Consider the following 19,926-nt stretch of genomic DNA (forward strand, 5'->3'; position numbering starts at 1 on the left):
ACGCATACCAAGGAGATTTTATGACCAGCCAGCTGCAACAGCTAAAGCAACACTCGCTTGTCGTCGCCGACACCGGTGACCTTGAGGCTATCCGTCGCTATCAGCCCCAGGATGCGACGACTAATCCCTCACTGCTGCTCAAGGCGTTTAGTTTGTCGGGTTATCAAGCGCTGATTGATGAAGAGCTGAGCGGCGTCAAAGCCTCTGGCGGCAGCCGTGAAGAGCAGGTCAAGCATGCCGTTGACCGTCTGGCAGTCGCTATGGGGAGTGAGATTTCCGCCGTTGTGCCGGGGCGTGTTTCCACCGAAGTGGCGGCGCGGCTGTCGTTTGATACCCAAGCCAGTATTGCCAAGGCCCACGAGTTAATCGAGCTGTATGACGCCCGCGGTGTGTCCCGTGACCGTGTGTTGATCAAGCTGGCGTCTACCTGGGAGGGCATTCGCGCCGCTGAGGTGCTTGAGCGCGAGGGCATTCAGTGCAACCTGACGCTGCTGTTCAGTGAAGCTCAGGCCCAGGCCTGCTTTGATGCCGGCGTGTTTCTGATCTCGCCTTTTGTTGGTCGGGTGACCGACTGGTACAAAAAAGAGACCGGCAACGACTACACGCCGGAAAACGACCCGGGGGTTCAGTTTGTGCAAGGCGTTTGCCAGCGCGCCAACCAGGGCGGCTACGACACGGTGGTGATGGGGGCGAGCTTCCGTACCACCGGGCAGGTGCTTGCCCTGGCAGGCTGCCCGCGGTTGACCATTTCGCCTGCCTTATTAGAAGAGTTGGATGCCACCGAAGGTAGCGTTACTGCGCAAATCCAGGCAGCCGATGGTAGTGGCAAACCCAGTGAGCCGCTCAGCGAATCCGCTTTCCGCTGGGGCCACAACCAGGACGCCATGGCTAATGACAAGCTGGCCGAAGGCATCCGCCGCTTCCACGATGACCAGCTTGAGTTAGAGAGCCTGATCGATAAACGACTAGGCTAATAGGTTAGCCCATGGCGTCGGGGTTAGGGTGCAGCGGGGGGCGGCCATGGCGGTCAGATGGCGAAAGTAGTGCCCATGGATGGGTTAACAGCGCCCCCGCAGAACCCTAACCCTGACGCAGTTATTCATTCGGGGACAGGGAGAAAGCCTCATGGATGCCACCCTGAGCCAACTGTTGGAATCTATCGACTTAACCCCCACTGGCAATTTGCAGCCGCTCAGTGGAGGAGATATCGCCGCAGTGTATCGTCTGGAGACGCGCCAGGGGCAGGTGGTGATTAAGCACGACGATGCATCACGACTGCGCGGTGAAGCCGAAGGGCTACGTGCCCTGCGCAGCGCCTCTGGGCAGTTGGTGGTGCCTGAAGTGTTAGGCCTGTCAGCGGGCTGGCTAGTCATTGAGTCGCTGGATACAGTGCCTGGCGGGCCGCAGAGCGAAACCGCATTAGGCGAAGGGCTGCGCGGGTTGCACAGTGTGATTGGCGACGCCCACGGCTGGCATCAGGATAATGCCTGTGGGCGCACGCCCCAACCTAATGCACCGCTCAGTGATGGGCGGGCCTTCCAGCGCGAGCGGCGTTTATTACCCCTGTGTGAGGCGTGCCACCAGTGTGGTCTATTGGACGCAGCGCTACGTGGGCGTATCGATCGCTTGGCTCAGGAGTTGGAGCGCTGGCTGCCAGATGCGCCGCCCAGCTTGCTTCACGGTGACCTCTGGTCGGGGAATGTACTCTTCACCACAAAGGGGCCAGCGATTATCGATCCAGCGGTGTATCGCCACTACCCGGAGGTGGATATAGCGATGCTGACGCTCTTCGGCTCGCCGGGGGAGGCTTTTTTTGATGCTTACTGGAATGGCGACGCCCCGACCGACTGGCCGAGGCGTGAAGCGCTGTTTCAACTCTATCCGTTGCTGAATCACCTGCTGCTGTTCGGCGCCAGCTACCGTTCGGCGGTTGAACGCAGCGTGGCGAGGCTCGAGTCTTACACCTGAGCCTTACCAGCACTTGTGTTTTACCAGGATTTATAGGGCAAAAACTTGCCGTTTAAAGTGAGCAGTACCCGGTCGCCCTTGGGGTCTTCGACTTTGTCGACCTCCATGGTGAAGTCGATGGCGCTCATAATGCCGTCGCCAAACTTCTCCTGCACCACATCTTTCAGAGTCTCACCGTAAACACCGACGACCTCATATAAACGATAGATAAAGGGGTCTTGGGGGATCGCTTCATCCCAGGCTTTGGTGGGGAAGGCTACCAGGGCATCGGCGACCTCGCTCTCCACGCCCAGGGTGTCGCAAAGCTTAGCGGCAATCTCTTGGCTGGCGCTGTTCATGCCGTAGCAGGCCGAAGCGACCCACACCGGTGACATGCCAACGGCGTTACCAATATCGTCCCAGCTCATTTTTTTACGCGCTTTGGCGGCGAGCAGAGTGTGACGCATTTCGAGCTTATCCATGGTGATTCTCCTCTAGAGTGGGGGGGGCGAGTGACGCCCATTTTTTGGTTACTGGATCAAGACAACACTTTTTTGGGCTGAGTACGGACGTGGGTGGTATAGAGCACCAAACCTACCAGCGTCAGGCCGCCAACCAAGTTGCCTAGTACCGTGGGGATTTCGTTCCACATAATGTATTGATACAGGGTGAAATCGGCGCCCATCATCAGGCCAATCGGAAACAGGAACATGTTGACGACGGAGTGCTCGAAACCGAGATAGAAAAACACAATGATCGGCATCCACATGGCCATGATTTTGCCGGAAACCGTTGTCGAGATAGCGGCGCCCACTACGCCCATAGAGACCATCCAGTTGCAGAACATGCCTCTTAGAAAGAGCACAATCCAACCGGCAAATCCTGCCTCCTGGTAACCTACTGTGCGACTTTCACCCACAGTCATCATGGTTTGGCCGACCGCGTTGATCTCCTCGGTGCCGCCCATGGTGAAATTCAGGTAGCCAAAGGTGGCGATAAACAGGGCGCCCCCTAGGTTGCCGAGCCCTACCAGCGCCCAGCACTTCAGCATTCGTGGCAGGGTTACCCCAGGTCTTTTGTCGAGCCATGCAATAGGCACCAGCGTAAAAACCCCGGTCAGCAGGTCATAGCCCATCAAATAGAGCATGACGAAACCCACCGGAAAGAGCAGCGCCCCAATTAAGAAGTTGCCTGTTTGGGTCGCAATGGTGATGGCAAAAATAACCGCCAACGCAAGGGTCGCCCCCGCCATAAAGGCGCGGATAAGCGTATCCCGTGTCCCCATATAGACTTTTGACTCCCCCTGATCCACCAATTTGGTGACAAACTCACTGGGCATTAGATAAGACATATGTATGTCTCCTGTGTCATTTCGGTTAGTTAACGCTTAATCCAAGAGTTTTAGTGTTTCCTGATAAGAGCAATAAATAGGAGCAACAAAACCGATGGCTGCGCCGTCCTGGTGCAAAAGAGATTAAGCGTGTGGCGCAATCGCACTATTCACATAGCGTTTCCATCCAGCTATTCCACTTAGTTGTTCCGCCTAGTCGTTCCGCTTAATCATTGCTATTTATGTGCCAACTTGTGCGGAGGATTTTTAAGCAAATGTTTTAATTGAATTAATTTGTTTTTATAACGGGTTTTTGGAAAAGCTAGAATGGTCACGAAAAATCGTAATTAACGATCTTTCGTTGTTTTATTGACGAAATATCGTAAGTGGCGCGGGAATTGAATGGATAAGTGGAGACCACCTTGAAACCTGAGGTATGCGCCAATGGGTGAACATGCACGTACTCACACCGCCGCTCTAATGGGCGATTTTTCACCGCTTGCAATGATCGTGATTGATCCGTTTGTCGATCAACTACTGGACGCTAACCCAGCTGCCTGCGAGATGCTCAATATTATTCAAACGCTGCCTTTAGCGGCCCCGTTTAGCCACCGCTTGAGTGCTTCACTGCCGCTTTGGGTGAGCTTTACTGACGAGGCGCTGACACAAAAGACGGCCTGGTCAGATGATTTGGTAATGCTGGATATGCTGCGTCAGCCGTATCGCGTTGAGGTTTATGCTCAGCGTGTCGACGACTCTTCGCAGCTGTTATTAACATTGATTGACCGCAACAAGGCCGAGCAGCGCCGTGCCAAAGCCGAGCTAGGCCGCCAGCATCGTCAGGGGGAGGTTGGCTGGCAGCGGGTTGAGCAGGTGTTTGAGCGGATTGAGAAGCAGAACCAGCTTATTCTGGGCGCTGCGGGGGAGGGCATTTACGGCCTGGACGCTGAAGGCAAAACCACTTTCGTTAATCCCGCAGCAGAACGCATTCTGGGCTGGAGTACCGAGGACATGGTGGGCCACGATGCGCACCTTATGTTCCACCACACGCATGCCGATGGCAGGCATTTTCCGGTGCAGCAGTGCCCTATTCACGCCTCGTTTAGCGACGGCCAGGTACATCACGTCGATAATGAAGTGTTTTGGCACAAAAATGGCGAAGCAATTCCCGTTGAGTACACCAGCACACCGATATTCGAGATGGGACGATTGGTCGGGGCGGTGGTGCTGTTTCGTGATATTCGCGAGCGTAAGCGCGCTGAGCAGCAGCTACGCGATGCCCTTGCTGAGGTGGAGTCACTCAAGCAACGTTTGGAATTGGAAAATGAGTACCTTCAAGAAGAGATAAAAGCGGAGCTGAATCATCGTGATATTGTCGGCAACAGCCCGGCGGTGGCCAAGCTGATCCAGCAGATTGAGTTGGTGGCGCCCACCAGTGCCAACGTGTTGATTAGCGGCGAGTCGGGCACCGGCAAAGAGCTGATTGCTCGCGCTATTCATGCCGGGAGCACGCGCAGCGACCGACCGCTAATCCGCGTGAACTGCGCGGCTATTCCACGTGACCTGTTTGAGAGCGAATTCTTTGGTCACGTAAAAGGGGCTTTTACCGGCGCGGTACAAGATCGCCCAGGGCGCTTTGAGCTTGCTCACGGTGGCACTCTATTTTTGGATGAAGTCGGCGAAATCCCTCTGGAGCTGCAGAGCAAGCTGTTGCGAGTGCTGCAGGATCAGCAGTTTGAGCGCGTGGGCGATAATCGTACCCGCGAAGTGGATGTGCGAGTGATCGCAGCAACCAATCGCGAACTGCGCGATATGATCGATAACAGCCATTTTCGCGAAGATCTCTATTTTCGTCTCAACGTGTTCCCCATTGAGTCGGTTCCGCTACGCAAGCGAATTGAGGATGTGCCGCTGTTGGCGCGGCACTTCTTACAGCGCGCCTGCCTGAAATTTAATAAGCCAGGGGTGCGTATTCCGCCGTCCCAGCTGGAGATCCTGCAGCGCTATCCCTGGCCGGGCAATATCCGTGAACTGGAGAACATCATTGAGCGGCAAGTTATCGTGACCCAGGATCGGCGTTTGATGTTTGATGACCTGCTGCTGGGAGAGCCCACACGCAAGATAGGTCGCACTAACCCCATCTCTGCAGCGGGTCATGCCGGTGCAGAGCAGAATGAAGTAGCGCTGCTTACCGAGCAAGCGCTTGGCCAGCGTCAGCGGGAGAGCGCGATTGCCGCTCTGGAGCAAGCCGGAGGGAAAGTCTCTGGGGCAGGGGGCGCGGCGGAGCTGCTTGGCCTCAAGCCCACTACGCTGGCTTCGCGGCTAAATAAGTGGGGCATCGACACGCGAGAATTTCGCAAAAGCGCGCCGCATTAATCGCCAACGCATCGTGCTTTGGACTAGGGTAAGCTGGAAGCGACTTGACAACAGGCTGCTCACACATTTTTAGATTGTTCAAGGCTAGCATACATACATGAATGTAACTATAATGCTCATCTTTCTGAATGGCACCGTATTTCGAGTGATTTAGCGCGCTAATTGGCTTGGTTTTCTATAGCACAAGTCGAGTAAGCTGAGAGACTAAGCGCGTTTACCATCTGACACTGATACCTAGAGGCAATCCCATGCGACTGGCACACTGGGCAGTCAATGCCCCTTTACGACCCCTACTATTGGCGGTATTAACCGCTTCTTTTGTATTGCCTGCTCAAGCTGCCGATCTCATCACGATTACCCGTGATGCGTTAGACAATAACGCTGAGCTTGCTTCGGCGCGCTCGCAGTATCTGGGTGTAGAAGCAGGCAGAGACGTTGCACGAGGTGGGTTGCTTCCGCAAATTAACGCTTCAGGCACCGTGGCGCATAACGAGCAGTATGAAAGCCAGCGCTCATCCCAAGCCGGAGCTGGTGCTGGTGCTGGTGCTGGCAATGTGAGTGCCGGTGATGACCGTTACAACACCGTATCGCTCACCCTTGAAGCCACCCAAGCGCTTTATGATGAAGTGACACGTCGGCAAGTCACTCAGGCCGAGCGCCAGATCGACCAGCAGGTATATCTGCTTGCGGCCACCGAACAGCAGCTGCTAATTGACGTGGCCAGCGCCTATTTTGACATTTTGCGTGCCCACGAAGTACTCGAAGCGCGTTTTGCTCAAGAGCGTGCCATCGGGCGTCAGCTCGAGCAGGCGGGTGAGCAGTTTGAAGTTGGCTTAATAGCGATTACCGAAGTCGAAGAGGCTCGCGCCACCTTTGACCAGTCCCGTGCTGACCGGATTGCCGCAGAGAGCAGTCTACAGGTGGCTTTTGAGGCACTGGAGCAGTTGACCGGCCAGCGCTACGCCAGTATTGAAGCCCTGGGCGACAGCATGCCCATTGCGCTTCCTGAGCCAAGCAGCCGCGACTACTGGGTAGAGCAAGCCATCGAGCGTAATCCTCAGGTGTTGGCGCAACAGGCGGGGATTGAGGTGTCACGCAGCGGTGTGGAAATTGCCCGCGCGGGTCGTTTGCCTACCCTTTCAGCCTTCGGCAACTATCAGTATGGCGACAGTGATATTGATAACACCACCGGCAATGACTCCTCTAGCCAGGTAGGCATACGCGCTAATTTGCCCGTCTACACCGGCGGCAGTACCAGCGCAAGCATCCGCCAGGGCACTTATCAACTGGAGAGTAGCCAGTACGATTTCGAGTCTCAGCGTCGCTCGTCGATCCAGCAGGTTCGCTCGCTGTACACCCAAGTCAGCAACGATGTAGAAACCGTCGAGGCCCGTGAGCAGGCGATCGTCTCGAACCGTAGCGCGCTGGAAGCAACCCGCGCCGGCTACGAGGTCGGCACCCGTAATATCGTCGATGTTTTGAACGCTGAGCAGAATTTGTATAACGCCATCGCTAACTACGCAGAGGCTCGCTACGACTATGTCGTTAATCTGCTCTCGCTGCGCCAGCAGGCAGGACGCCTTGATGTGGACGCCATTGAAGAAGTCAATGCGTGGTTAACCGGTGATGAGGTGAACTTTACCTTGCCAGAGAGCATTGGCAATGACCGCTATGAGCCCGCGCTCAACATCGGTGCACCGCCCCAGCCCGGCACGTAATTGCCTGTTGGTTGGGAGTGATCCAGATGCGTATGTGCTATCGGTCACCTTAAAAAAGATATATGGGAATGCAACGTATGAAGAAGATGATTCACTCTCGCCGAGCGAGTCTGGTGACGCTAGTAGCTGCGCTGGCACTTTCAGCCTGCGGTCAAGAACAAGCCGAGGCGCCTCAACAGGGCCAAGGTGCTCAGCAAGAAGCCCCGCCCCACAAGGTCGAAGTGGCTGAAATGGTGCGTCAGGATATACCGCTGGATAAGTCGTACCCTTCGCTGCTGCGCAGTGACGATGAAGTTACTTTGGTAGCCCGTGTCAATGGGTTTCTGGAGGAGCGCCACTTTGAACCCGGTCAGTTAGTGGAAGAGGGCGATCGTCTTTACACCATCGAACCAGATCTTTACCAGGCAACTGTCAATCAGCGTGAAGCCGATCTGCAGAGCGCCCGTGCGGAGCTTTCCCGCGCTCAGCGCGACGCTCAACGTTTTGAGCAACTGCTAAGCCAGAATTCGGTTAGCCGTCAGCAGTATGATCAGGCACTGGCAGACCAACGGGTCGCCCAGGCAAACGTGGCACAGGCAGAGGCGGCGCTCTCCAGCGCTAATCTGGATCTGGGATACTCCCAGGTAACTGCCCCCGTATCGGGCATGATCGGATTGAGCCAAGTTAACGTAGGCAATCTGGTTACCTCCGGTACGGAATTAGCGACAATCACGCCGCTGGATCCCCTTGAGGTGCGTTTCCAACTGCCCCAGCGTGATGCCTTTGAACTGCGTCGCCAGTTGCGTGACGGAGGTGATACGTCGGATATCCGTGCGCGGTTGAGCATCCCTGGCGTGAGTGGTGGCAGCGACTCTGAGTTGGAAGGGCATTTAGACTTCCTGGGATCGCGGGTTGATAGCGGCACCAGCACCGTGCAAGCGTCCGCTACCTTTGAAAACCCCAATGCGGCAGTGCTACCCGGCCAATTTGTGCGTGTGCGCATTGAGGGCCTGAAGCGCTTTGAGGTCTTGGCAGTGCCTGAGATCGCGGTGACGCAAGGGTTAATGGGCCCGCAGGTGTTTGTCCTGGATGAGGACAACAAAGCCCGCGAGAGAACTGTTTCATTGGGCGAAGTGGCTGGCCCTTGGCAGTTGATTCGTGAGGGGCTAGAGCCGGGGGAACGTGTGGTGGTCGGCGATCCTGCTGGTTTAGAGCCGGGCATGACGATTGACCCTCAACCGTTTGATGGCAACGCTGAGGACATCGTTGAAGATGTGGAGAAAGAGGAGGCGCAACAGCAGGCTGAAGCGGCAGAGTCAATGGAAGAGGGGGCAGCCGATAGTCAGCCCGCTGAAGGGGAAGAGGGTGCGCAATAATGAACTTCTCTAACTTCTTCATCAGCCGCCCGATATTTGCCACGGTACTGGCGATTATCGTGACGCTGGTGGGCGTGATGTCGATGCGCATTCTGCCCATTGAGCAGTACCCCAGCGTGGTGCCGCCAACGGTATCAGTGCAGGCGCAGTTCCCTGGGGCGGATGCAGAAACCGTTGCACAAACCGTGGCGGCCCCCATTGCAGAAGCCATTAACGGCGTTGAGGACATGCTCTACATGACCTCTAACAGCGCTGATAACGGCCTTATGAGCTTGAGCGTTGCCTTCAATATCGGCACCGATGGTGATATTAACACCATCAACGTTAACAACCGGGTACAGGGGGCACTTTCGCAGTTACCTGAAGCCGTGCAGTCACAAGGTGTCACCGTTGAGCTGCGCTCTGACTCTATTTTGATGTTTATCGCGTTGACCTCACCTGATGGTGACTACGACAACATCTATATGCAGAACTACGCCACGTTGAACGTGCTTGATGAACTTCGTCAGGTGCCGGGTGTGGGTAATGCAGAAGTGCTGGGCGGCGGTGAGTTTGCCATGCGTATCTGGATGGATCCGGATAAGCTGGCCCAGTACGACTTGACGCCCAGTGAAGTAGCCAGCGCAATTAGGGCGCAAAATACTGAAGTGCCAGCGGGCAACTTGGCCTCGACGCCGCAGAGTGAGCCGCGGGCGTACACCTATACGATTACCGCTGGCGGTCGTCTCAGTAATGTCGACGACTTCCGTAATATCTACCTGCGTACCAATAGCGACGGCTCTTCGCTGCACCTTGAAGATGTCGCGCGTATTGAGCTTGGGGCATCTTTCTACGGGGTTGATGCGCGTTTGAACGGCTCAACCATGACGCCGATTATTATTAACCAGCAGCCCGGTGCAAACGCGCTGGAAACTGCTCAGGGTGTGCGGGATACGATGGAGGAGCTGTCTGGCCGCTTCCCGCCCGGGCTTGAGTATGTGGCACCTTACGATACAACCCTATTTATTGATGCCTCCGTGGAAACGGTGCTCCACACTTTTATTGAAGCCTTTCTGATCGTTATCGTCATTCTGTTTATTTTCCTACAGAACTGGCGCTTCACCGTGATTGCTATGTCGGTGGTACCGGTCGCTGTGGTGGGTACATTTGCTGGCTTCTATGTGTTTGGTTTTTCGATCAATCTGCTGACCCTGTTTGCCTTGGTTCTATCGATAGGGATAGTGGTCGACGATGCCATTCTGGTGGTAGAGAACGTCGAGCGCGTGCTGAGTGAAGAAGACGATATTAGCGTACGCGATGCGACTGTTCGGGCAATGAAAGAAGTTGGCGGGCCGGTCATTGCAACTTCGCTGATTATGGCCGCAGTGTTTGTACCCGTGGCGTTTCTGGGCGGTTTTACCGGTCAAATTTACCAGCAGTTCGCGATCACTGTCGCTATCTCGGTCGCCATTTCGGCGCTAATGGCGTTGACCTTTACGCCCGCCCTGTCGGCGATTTTTATCAAGCATAAAATCGCGGGAGCAGGGCAGTCCAAAGTTAAGCGTGCCTTGAATACACCGTTGCGCTTGTTTGACCGACTGTTTGCTGGCATTACCGCCGCCTATATGTGGGTAGTAAAAGGCTTGGTACGTTTATGGGTGTTAGCGTTAGCACTAACGGTGCTTACCGGGGTGGGTTCCTACTGGCTCTACGCCAATACGCCTTCGACGCTGGTGCCGGAAACTGATCAGGGGGTTGTGTTGGTGAGCGTGTCGCTCCCCGACGCCGCATCGCTGGATCGTACCCAGCGCTATATGGCAAAACTGAGTGCGGCGATTGAAGATATTCCCGGTGTGGAATACTCCTCAGCGGTGGCTGGCTATGACATTTTGTCGAGTTCCGTGAATACCGCTCGGGGGGTCATGTTTATCAATCTAAGCCCCTGGTCTGAGCGTGACCTGACGGCCACCGAACTCGTAGGGCGTATTATGGGATTGGGCGCCAGTATTGACGGTGGTTCCGCCATGGCCTTTAATTTGCCACCTATCATGGGGCTTTCGACCACCGGCGGGTTTACCGGCTATTTGCAGTCCTTTGAGGGTGCATCGCCCCGTGAGCTGTATGAAGCATCGCTACAAATCATGCAGAAAGCTAACCAGCACCCAGCCTTGAACCGGGTATTTACCACGTTCAACGTTAATGTACCGTCCTACCGCGCCAACATTGACCAGCAAAAAGCATTAAGTTACGGCGTGGCGCTGGAAAACATTAATTCGGCTCTGGGCAATACCTTTGGTAACGGTTTTGTGAACTACTTCAGCTATCAAAACCGTAATTTCCAGGTCTATCTGCAAAACGAAGATGAATTCCGCAAGACACCGGAAGACGTCAGTAGCGTTTACGTGCGTGGCGGAAATGGCGAACGTATCCCGCTCTCTGAATTTGTCGAGCTGGAGCGCCAAACCGGTCCATCGGTAGTGTCCCGTTTCGGCGTTTACGCCGGGGCAATGTTCCAGGGTGAGCCAGCTGCTGGTTATAGCTCAGCTCAGGCGATCGAAGCGATGAACGAAGTCGTGGAGGAAGCGCTGGGGAGCAACTGGGGCATGGGCTGGACGGGTACCGCCTATCAAGAGTCCAATATGGGTAGCGCCGCGACGCTGGCGATTGTCTTCGGCTTGTTGATGGTCTTCCTGATCCTGGCGGCTCAGTATGAAAGCTGGTCGTTACCGCTGGCGGTATTGACGGCAACACCGTTTGCATTCCTGGGGGGGATTGGTGGTATCGCGTTGCGCGGACTGGACACCAGTGTGTATGTGCAGATCGGTATGCTGGTGGTGGTTGGGCTTGCTGCGAAGAACGCGATCCTGATCGTTGAGTTCGCCGAACTGCAGCGTAAGGAGCAGGGAAAATCAATCCGTGAAGCGGCAATTACCGCAGCAGAGCTGCGCTTCCGTCCCATCGTGATGACCTCCCTGGCATTTATCTTTGGTACCTTGCCGCTTGCATTGGCAACCGGTGCCAGCGACGTGAGCAGCCATCACATTGGCACCACGGTGGCGATGGGTATGTTCTCTGTTGCCACCTTGGGTAGCCTGTTTATTCCTAGCTTCTACGCCATGATTGCGACGGTCTCTGATTGGCTAAGTCGCAAGATGAAAGGGCATAAGCATGATGGCTCCCAACCAGCACTGGAGCATGACAAACATTAATCCTTAGCAATTAATCACGAGCAAAAAAAGCGGGTGTCATCTTCGGGTGGCATCCGTTTTTTTATGGCTCTGACCGAGATCAAGGTAGAGGTGGCGCGGAAAAGCTAATCTGAACTAAGCTGGAAGTAACAATACATCACCGGCTAAGTACCGGGGGAGGTGTCACTATGAATGATCTACTGCACGCTGCTACCCAATTTCCGGCCATCGTCTTTACGTTACTACTCGGGCTGTTAGCCCTTTACTGGCTACTGGTGATTATCCGCTTAGCCCCGTTAGAGCTTTTTGAGCGTGATAGCCTCAAAGAAGACCATCTTGCCAGCACGTTGGTTTCTTTAGGCTTCGCTGGGGTTCCCGCCACGCTGGCCTTAACGGTAATTCTGACGATTGCCGCAGTACTAACAGTAGCGATCGAACTGCTGGTACTGCGTTGGCTGCCGCTTGGCTTGATACGTATACCGGTAGGGGTGCTAGTGCTATGGGGTACGCTGGTCATAGCCTCGCCCGTCGCAGCAATGCTCTGCCAGGCGCTGCACCGTGGGCTGCACCGGTACCGCCCCTTCACCCGGCGTTGCCTGCTGGGCCAAACGGTGGTAGTGACCGAGCGCCAAGGTGCGGGTGAGCAGGCGTTTGCGGTGATTGATAATGAGCCGACGAGCAGAGTCAAACTGCTTAGCAAAAGCGACGCTCTGCCTGCGCAGGGGGAGCGCCGGGTGCTGGTGAAGTATTTGCCTGAAGAGGGGGCTTACCGCAGCGTATCTGAGCAGACGTACCTTGAAACACGGATTCGTTTAAATAAAATGCGGCTAAACCAGAAAAACCGCCACTCTACCCATTACTCGGCGTCTCACTGATACCGCTTTTCACTAAGGAGAGTAACCGGGATGCTTAAAATATTTGCGTCCCGGTCTACTTCCGCCACCGTCGCCACAGCTGTGCTAGCCACTGCACTGCACGCTGCCAGCTAGTAGCGTTTTGTGTTTTATTCAATGGGGTTGGACGAGGTGCGGGGCGATTTAAAAAGTCGTGAATGGGATCAACCTGCTCGGGCTTATCCAGCATAGGCGCGTGACCGCAGTGAGGCACGTTTAGGGTAACAAGTTTAGGGTGTGCCTCGGCCATCCGCGGCAGCGTTTCTGGATCCAGAAGCGTCGATTCCTCGCCACGTATTACCATCACCGGACAGCGAATGTTCGCCCAGTCAGCCCACATGTCCCGCGGTGTGTCGTGCACAAACTGCTCGCCAATGCGCGGATCGAAGTGATACGTCCAACTGCCATCCGGTAACCGTCGGGCACTGTTGAGAGCCAGTTCACGCCGAGCAGATTCAGCGCTAATACCGAAACTGGCATAGTGCCGGTTGAGCTCTTGCTGGAGTTCGCTAAATGTAGAGAAGCGGTGGGTAACGCCAAAATAGCTAGAAAGACCTATAAGGCCCTGGGTGTTCAGCTCGGGGCCTACGTCGTTAAGAATCAGCCGCGAAATGCGCGCGCTGTGCTGCGGGTCAGCAGCGATCAATATACCAAGCAGGCCACCCATTGAGGTGCCCAACCAATCCACGTAATCGAGTTCAAAGTGATCGAGTAGTGCGATCGCTACCGACACGTAATGGCTATAAAGGTAGTCGTGGGCAGGAAACAGCGACCAGCTGGATAACCCACGACCTGGGGTATCCGGGGCAAGAATTCGCCATTCAGTGCCGAGTTCTCGTGCAAGCGCGCTAAAGTCGCCGCCATGACGGGCAATTCCATGCCAGGCGATCAACGTGCGCGGGGCGTTAGGGTTCCAAATGCGTACGGCCACTTCCAATTCGCGTACGCGGACAAACTCCAAAGCATCCATAGGTCTGCTCACACGGCCATAAAAGTAGCCCAGTATAAGCCTACTTGCTGCATTGCAGCGAGAGTGATTGTTTAACGCTGCATCATGCGAATAGTGGCATCGATCAGTTCGCCACCGCGCTCACGAATCGAAAAAGCCTCGGGGTTACGTAGCCAATCATGGAAAAGGCCCCCCAGCATGGATTGCATCAAGCGCGTTGCCACTTCGGGACTAAGGTCTTCACGCAATAGTTGCTGCTGCTCTGCAAGCACAAAGACATCCAGCATCTCTTCAAAACACTCGTTGCCGATCTGATCCTGCATATCGAGCGGGTTAATGTCACTGAAGAACTCGCAGCGATGCAGCAAAATGGAGAGTATTCGCTGGTAAGAGGGTTGTTCAAGGCGCACCAGTCCTGCATGGCAGGCCAGCCGAATAGACTCCAGTGGTGATAGTTTGGCGTCAGCTTTATCTACCTCATCCATCAACGACTGGAAGGGCATACGCACCTGTTCAACCAGCGCCATGAATAGATCGCCTTTATTTTTAAAATGCCAATAAACGGCGCCGCGGGTAAGGCCAGCATGGCGAGCAATTTGCTCAAGGGAGGTGCGTGCCACACCTTTGGCAAAAAATACCTCTTCAGCAGCTTTAAGCAGCGCTTCTCGGGTAGCAGCCGCTTCTGCTTTGGTCTTTCTTGCCATGGAAATGCAACCTCATTATCGACACTGTATGGTCACATTTTAACCTAAGCTGAAGCACATTTACATTCAAAACTGTATGGATAAATGACATACCATATAACGTAGGTTAACAAATTCGTCATTTCGCCACCAAAAGCGTATAAAAAGGCTATGAAACTAGCCCACATGCGTACAAACGTCGTGAGCAAAACGGATTAAAAATACAGGACAAAAAGCATGGCGCGAGCTTCTTTTCAGCTGGGCGAACATACCATCAAGCCCGGCCAACGCTTACAAATTGATGTGCCGGTGGCGCGCTTATATACCCATACGCCCCTGCATATACCTGTTGAAGTCGTTCATGGCCGCAAGGATGGCCCGGTGCTGTTAGTATGTGGTGGCATTCACGGCGATGAAATCAATGGGGTTGAGATTGTTCGTCGGGTACTGCGCGCGAAAGCGATTAGTAGTATCCGCGGTACCTTGATCGCTGTGCCGGTTGTAAACGTACTTGGTTTCTTGCAGCAAACCCGCTATTTGCCTGATCGGCGTGATCTAAATCGCTGTTTTCCAGGCAGCGAGTCGGGGTCACTCGGCGGCCGTATTGCAAATCTGTTTCGCGAACAAATCGTCGATCATGCTACCCATATTATTGACCTCCATACCGGCGCAATCCATCGCACTAATCTGCCGCAAATTCGTGCACAACTCCGTCCTGGAAGCGAAACCGAGCGTATGGCGGATGCGTTTGGGGCGCCTGTCGTCCTCAATGCGGAACTGCGTGAAGGTAGCCTGCGCCACTATGCCCAGACCCGCGGCATTCCTGTGCTCACTTATGAAGCTGGCGAAGCACTGCGTTTTGACGAGTGGGCGATCGCACCAGGAGTGCGTGGTGTGCTGAGAGTGATGCGCCGATTGGGCATGCTGACCGGCGAACAGCGCCGCCGTTCGCCAGCGCCCGCGGAGCTTGCTAAGGGGTCCAGCTGGGCCCGGGCTCCTATCGACGGCATTTTACGCCCCAAGGTGCGCCTAGGTGCCCGCGTCGCGAAAGGCGAGGTGCTGGGCAAAGTCGCTGATCCCTTTGGCAACGATGAGGGGGAAGTGCGCGCCGTCGCCGATGGTATTGTGATTGGTATGAGCCGCTTGCCGCTTGCCAATGAAGGCGAGGCGCTCTTTCATATTGCTCGTTTCAATGAAATTGATGAGGCTGAAACGGCTATTGAGAGCTTTAATTCAAGCTTGGTGCCGCCGCCTGATTCGTTTTATTAATTGTTGTTAATAACTAAAAGCTATCGCTTTGATAGGTAAGAAATAGCTACTATAAATGGCAAGTTAGCAGCCGTTTGACTATACCTAGGGGTGGGCTTTGTTAGCGGCTGTTAAAATGATGACAACTAAAATAAATAGCTAAGCTTTCATCGGACTCGAACGAGTGGCGTTCAAACGCCACGTCTACCGTGACATGGAGGAAAAGCGATGACGAGCGATACACCTAAGCACACCACAACGGATGCGGGCATAGGCGTCAACAGTGATGAACACTCACTTTCAGTAGGCCCCGATGGGCCGATCGTTCTACATGATCACTACTTGATGGAGCAGATGGCTGCCTTTAACCGGGAAATGATTCCGGATCGTCAGCCCCACGCAAAAGGGAGTGGCGCCTTTGGTCACTTCCAAGTAACGCACGACGTTAGCCAGTACACCAAGGCTGACTTTCTCCAGCCGGGTAAGAAAACCGATATGTTGGCGCGTTTCTCGACGGTGGCCGGTGAGTCGGGTAGCCCGGACACCTGGCGCGACCCCCGTGGCTTCTCGCTGAAGTTCTACACCGAAGAGGGCAACTTCGACATGGTGGGTAATAATACCCCTGTGTTCTTCGTGCGCGATCCGCTCAAATTTCAGCACTTTATCCACTCACAAAAGCGTCGAGCGGATAATGGGTTGCGTGATCACGATATGCAGTGGGACTTCTGGACGCTTTCTCCTCAGTCTGCCCACCAGGTAACCTGGCTAATGGGGGATCGTGGTATCCCCGCTACGTGGCGCCACATGAACGGCTATTCAAGCCATACCTATATGTGGGTGAACGCTGAAGGCGAGCGCTTTTGGGTGAAATACCACTTCAAAACTGACCAGGGCATTAAGTGCATGACCCAGGAACAGGCCGACAAAATGGCGGGGGCGGATGCCGACTACCATCGCCGAGACCTGTTCGATGCCATCAAACGCGGCGATTATCCAACCTGGACACTGCAAGTTCAGATCATGCCCTTTGAAGATGCCAAGACCTACCACATCAACCCCTTCGATTTGACCAAGGTGTGGCCGCACGGCGACTACCCGCTGCAAGAAGTCGGTAAGATGACGTTGGATCGCAACCCTGTCGATTTCCACAGCCAAATCGAACAGGCAGCGTTTCAGCCCAGCAACGCGGTACCAGGCACCGGTTTCTCTCCGGATAAAATGCTGTTGGCGCGGGTAATATCCTACGCTGATGCACACCGCGCGCGTTTAGGGGTGAACTACCAACAAATCCCCGTTAACGCGCCCAAGGCCCCGGTGAATAGCTACAGCCAGGGTGGCAAGATGCGTATTTCCCACTCCACCGACCCGGTGTACGCACCTAATAGCAAAGGGGGGGCGCACGCCAACCCGGAAAGGCACCCGGAAGATGCGGTATGGGAGACTGACGGTGAGTTGGTTCGCGCCGCCTACACGCTGCGCCCGGGCGATGGCGACTTCAACCAAGCCAATGACCTGGTCAATAAGGTAATGGATGACGCTGCCCGCGACCGGTTGGTCAACAACATTGTGGGTCACGTTTCCGATGGTGTTGAAGAGCCAGTGCTGTCACGAGTATTCGAGTACTGGAAAAACGTCGACCAAACGATTGGCGAGCGTGTCGAGCAGGGCGTAATGGCGAACCGCCGCGAAAACGGCTAGTAAGCCTATGCTACTAGGCAGACGAACCCGCTACGCTTGCGTAGCGGGTTTTTTTATACGACGCACTCGGGCTCGTTCACCAAGCTAAGCGCGTCATCAAATAGGCGCAACCCTGCGCCTTCTTTATGGGCGTGTTCTGATAAATGACGCCGAAAGCGTCTGCCGCCGGGGCAACCCTGGAACAAGCCCAGCAGATGGCGGGTAATGTGGTTCAACTTCGCGCCTTCATCCAAGCGCTGCTGAATATAAGGCCGAAAAGCCTTCGCGGCATCCAAGCGGCTCGCCGCCGGGCCTTGCTCACCAAATAGCTGTTCATCGACGCCTGCCAGCAACCAAGGGTTCTGATACGCCTCACGCCCTACCATCACACTATCTACATGAGTGAGCTGCTCTTGGCACTCTGCCAGCGTTTTAATCCCGCCGTTAATGCCAATATGCAATTCAGGACGGCTCTGCTTTAAACGGTGAACCCGGGGATAGTTAAGCGGCGGCACATCGCGGTTCTGTTTGGGTGACAAGCCCTGTAGCCACGCCTTACGGGCGTGAACGGTAAACACCTCGCAGCCTGAATCAGCGACGATCGCGATAAACCGCTCAAGGTCAGCGTCTTCATCCTGGTCATCAATGCCAATACGGCACTTCACCGTGACCGGAATAGAGACTGCTGCCTGCATCGCCCGTACCGCATCGGCGACCTTTTCGGGGTAGCCCATCAAGCACGCGCCAATCAGGTTGTTCTGCACCCTGTCACTCGGGCAGCCGACGTTCAGGTTCACCTCATCATAGCCCCACGCCTCCGCAATCGCCGCGCACTCCGCCAGCTCACCGGCATCGCTACCACCCAACTGCAGCGCAAGGGGGTGCTCCACCTCGCTATAGCCTAAAAAGCGCTCACGAGGCGTTCCGTGCAAAATCGCACCGGTAGTGACCATCTCGGTATACAGGAGCGCCCGCTTGGTTAAGGTGCGTGCGAATGCTCTGTAGTCGCGTGTGGTCCAATCCATCATGGGTGCGACGGAGAAAGTTCTATCCAGCACCGGGCGAGTAATGCCAGGATTCATGCAGGTTTGCACGGTTGTGGTATCATTCATAACTGTTCATGTTTACAGTGGTTGAGCGGCATTTTTCATGGTTCGTTGGTACATTTTTGGTACGTGAGCCGCTTTTGATTTGGTACATCTGAGAGGCAAGTGTGGCAACGATTCGCAAGCGCCGTAAAAAGGACGGCAGTTTCTCATATCTGGCGCAAATTCGCATTGCTCGCCGTGATCAACCAGACCACTCTGAAACAAAAACATTCCCTAGAAAGGCAATGGCAGAAGAGTGGGCGAAGCGCCGGGAGCTGGAGTTGGCCACATCGGGTGGGGTGCTGACTACGAAATGGAAAGGCTGTGCGGTAAGGTTTTGTAGCGTAATACCTCAGTGATGTGGAGTGGCTGAGAGCGTTAAATACTGATAATTAACAGAGGTGAGAGGGAATGAATCTGCTTAAGGCAGTAGCTTCCGTTGGTCTTATCGCTTTTTCAGCGATGGCTTATAGCAGTGATATCCAGAGTGGATCCGACTTTGGATTTACTCCTGACGAGTACGCTAATCGGTTTAATGGTCATATGGAGCAATTGGGGATACCTTTTTCGTTAGATCCTTCAATTTCTGATGAAAAGGTAGATGGTCAGGCGGTCTTCGGATCGGTATTTCTTGATACCGTTTCAATTCTTGGGACAGCTGATCCTGATTCACGGCTTGTGAATCATCTTGTAATGAGCGGCACAGGAGACGGCACGGACGAGTCAGGTGAGTTTATTATAGTAATGTTTAATATCGCGATAGCCTCACTTGATCCTGGCGAGCTTACTGATGAGTCGATTGTCCTGCTGCTGGGTCTAGTGGATGACATGAAAAGTAGCCCAGACTCAACGGCTAGCATTGTGTTTGAGGGTGCCTCAATTAGCGCTTCAAGTTCTCCTTATACTGGCGTGATGCTGACAGTTAGCCCAGCAGAATAAGACTCGTTTTGTGCGTGTAGCATCTGGGGGAAAGCGCATTCTGTCCGTTGAGTACCATCGGGGCTGGTCGCTGTAAGAGATCTCTTACAAATTGTGTCGGCAATGGCTTACATAAACAGCCATGCTTTTTTGAGAAAATAGCTAAGTCGCTTGAAAGCACACGGGACGGAATCCGCCTCGCCAGAAGGATGCGGCACCGATACCCCCAGCCATGGAATGGCTGGGGGTTATGTTTTTACAATATTGACCAATTATTCATCAGCAGGGGTTGTGACTTGAGCTTCCGTCTCTTCTTCTGGATCTTGTTCAACCTGTTTTACACGGGGAGCAGGAGCAACCCATGCTTTAAGGTGTTGGCCTGCATAGCGATAAAAATCGGGGACAATCTTTTCAAGCTGCTCGATAAAGACCCGATTGCCCGAGAATTTGCCGCCTAAATCATGAGAGGTGAATACTTCAAAAGATACAGGCTGAGTGTCGGTGTTATCTGCATCTAGGATGACTGGGTGCTGACGTACTTCTTCCAAGGGTTTGTCGGTGTCCATCGCTTGCCCTT

General features: G+C 54.5%; 16 protein-coding genes. 10 read left to right on the forward strand and 6 right to left on the reverse strand.

The features are described 5' to 3' along the window. Positions 1 to 20 precede the first annotated feature (20 nt). Positions 21 to 974, forward strand: a complete 954-nt coding sequence (gene tal, locus ACFIOZ_RS06145; RefSeq protein WP_386082812.1) for a transaldolase — start codon at positions 21 to 23, stop codon at positions 972 to 974. 151 nt (positions 975 to 1,125) lie between these two features. After that, a complete protein-coding gene (locus ACFIOZ_RS06150) occupies positions 1,126 to 1,968 on the forward strand; it encodes a fructosamine kinase family protein (RefSeq protein WP_386082813.1) in 843 nt (280 codons plus the stop codon). A gap of 20 nt (positions 1,969 to 1,988) precedes the next feature. Here the strand turns inward: ACFIOZ_RS06150 and cynS are convergent, their stop codons facing one another. Together cynS and ACFIOZ_RS06160 are read right to left on the reverse strand one after the other, a co-directional pair. Then, positions 1,989 to 2,429: a cyanase gene (gene cynS / locus ACFIOZ_RS06155; protein ID WP_386082814.1), complete on the reverse strand. Its 441-nt coding sequence runs from the start codon at positions 2,427 to 2,429 to the stop codon at positions 1,989 to 1,991. Positions 2,430 to 2,485: 56 nt separating this feature from the next. Then, positions 2,486 to 3,298: a formate/nitrite transporter family protein gene (locus ACFIOZ_RS06160; protein WP_088701059.1), complete on the reverse strand. Its 813-nt coding sequence runs from the start codon at positions 3,296 to 3,298 to the stop codon at positions 2,486 to 2,488. 423 nt (positions 3,299 to 3,721) lie between these two features. Here ACFIOZ_RS06160 and ACFIOZ_RS06165 point away from each other — a divergent pair, with 423 nt between their 5' ends. The 5 genes from ACFIOZ_RS06165 to ACFIOZ_RS06185 all read left to right on the forward strand — a co-directional run bounded on the left by ACFIOZ_RS06165 (position 3,722) and on the right by ACFIOZ_RS06185 (position 12,768). Beyond that, the gene (locus tag ACFIOZ_RS06165; protein WP_386082816.1) at positions 3,722 to 5,653 is read left to right on the forward strand and encodes a sigma-54 interaction domain-containing protein; all 1,932 of its coding nucleotides are present in this window, start codon (positions 3,722 to 3,724) and stop codon (positions 5,651 to 5,653) included. Positions 5,654 to 5,901: 248 nt separating this feature from the next. After that, positions 5,902 to 7,371 carry a TolC family outer membrane protein gene (locus ACFIOZ_RS06170; protein WP_386082817.1) on the forward strand — a complete coding sequence of 490 codons (1,470 nt, stop codon included), beginning with the start codon at positions 5,902 to 5,904 and terminating at the stop codon, positions 7,369 to 7,371. A 77-nt stretch (positions 7,372 to 7,448) separates the two neighbouring features. Beyond that, complete coding sequence (locus tag ACFIOZ_RS06175) at positions 7,449 to 8,726, forward strand: efflux RND transporter periplasmic adaptor subunit (RefSeq protein ID WP_386082818.1); 1,278 nt, start codon at positions 7,449 to 7,451, stop codon at positions 8,724 to 8,726. Beyond that, positions 8,726 to 11,914, forward strand: a complete 3,189-nt coding sequence (locus ACFIOZ_RS06180; protein ID WP_386082819.1) for an efflux RND transporter permease subunit — start codon at positions 8,726 to 8,728, stop codon at positions 11,912 to 11,914. Before ACFIOZ_RS06175 ends, ACFIOZ_RS06180 begins: the two co-directional genes overlap by 1 nt. Positions 11,915 to 12,081: 167 nt before the next feature. After that, a complete protein-coding gene (locus ACFIOZ_RS06185) occupies positions 12,082 to 12,768 on the forward strand; it encodes a hypothetical protein (RefSeq protein ID WP_386082820.1) in 687 nt (228 codons plus the stop codon). 55 nt (positions 12,769 to 12,823) lie between these two features. On the opposite strand, the gene ACFIOZ_RS06190 is transcribed toward ACFIOZ_RS06185, so the two are convergent. Beyond that, a complete protein-coding gene (locus ACFIOZ_RS06190) occupies positions 12,824 to 13,756 on the reverse strand; it encodes an alpha/beta fold hydrolase (RefSeq protein ID WP_386082821.1) in 933 nt (310 codons plus the stop codon). A gap of 71 nt (positions 13,757 to 13,827) precedes the next feature. Then, positions 13,828 to 14,439, reverse strand: coding sequence for a TetR family transcriptional regulator (locus ACFIOZ_RS06195; protein ID WP_386082822.1), 612 nt, complete (start codon positions 14,437 to 14,439; stop codon positions 13,828 to 13,830). A 216-nt stretch (positions 14,440 to 14,655) separates the two neighbouring features. Here ACFIOZ_RS06195 and ACFIOZ_RS06200 point away from each other — a divergent pair, with 216 nt between their 5' ends. Further along, a complete protein-coding gene (locus tag ACFIOZ_RS06200; protein ID WP_386082824.1) occupies positions 14,656 to 15,687 on the forward strand; it encodes a succinylglutamate desuccinylase/aspartoacylase family protein in 1,032 nt (343 codons plus the stop codon). Positions 15,688 to 15,894: 207 nt separating this feature from the next. Next, positions 15,895 to 17,364, forward strand: coding sequence for a catalase (locus ACFIOZ_RS06205; protein WP_386082825.1), 1,470 nt, complete (start codon positions 15,895 to 15,897; stop codon positions 17,362 to 17,364). A 53-nt stretch (positions 17,365 to 17,417) separates the two neighbouring features. On the opposite strand, the gene dusA is transcribed toward ACFIOZ_RS06205, so the two are convergent. Beyond that, the gene (gene dusA / locus ACFIOZ_RS06210) at positions 17,418 to 18,455 is read right to left on the reverse strand and encodes a tRNA dihydrouridine(20/20a) synthase DusA (protein WP_386082826.1); all 1,038 of its coding nucleotides are present in this window, start codon (positions 18,453 to 18,455) and stop codon (positions 17,418 to 17,420) included. A gap of 387 nt (positions 18,456 to 18,842) precedes the next feature. On the opposite strand from dusA, the gene ACFIOZ_RS06215 reads away from it, so the two are divergent. Beyond that, entirely contained in the window at positions 18,843 to 19,370 is a 528-nt protein-coding gene (locus tag ACFIOZ_RS06215) for a hypothetical protein (RefSeq protein ID WP_386082827.1), read from the forward strand. Between the two features lie 251 nt (positions 19,371 to 19,621). Here ACFIOZ_RS06215 and ACFIOZ_RS06220 read toward each other — a convergent pair whose 3' ends face one another. After that, entirely contained in the window at positions 19,622 to 19,915 is a 294-nt protein-coding gene (locus tag ACFIOZ_RS06220; RefSeq protein ID WP_386082828.1) for a hypothetical protein, read from the reverse strand. Positions 19,916 to 19,926: the final 11 nt, after the last annotated feature.

It is taken from the genome of Vreelandella sp. F11 (assembly GCF_042466685.1).
In the GTDB taxonomy this organism is placed as follows: Bacteria; Pseudomonadota; Gammaproteobacteria; order Pseudomonadales; family Halomonadaceae; genus Vreelandella.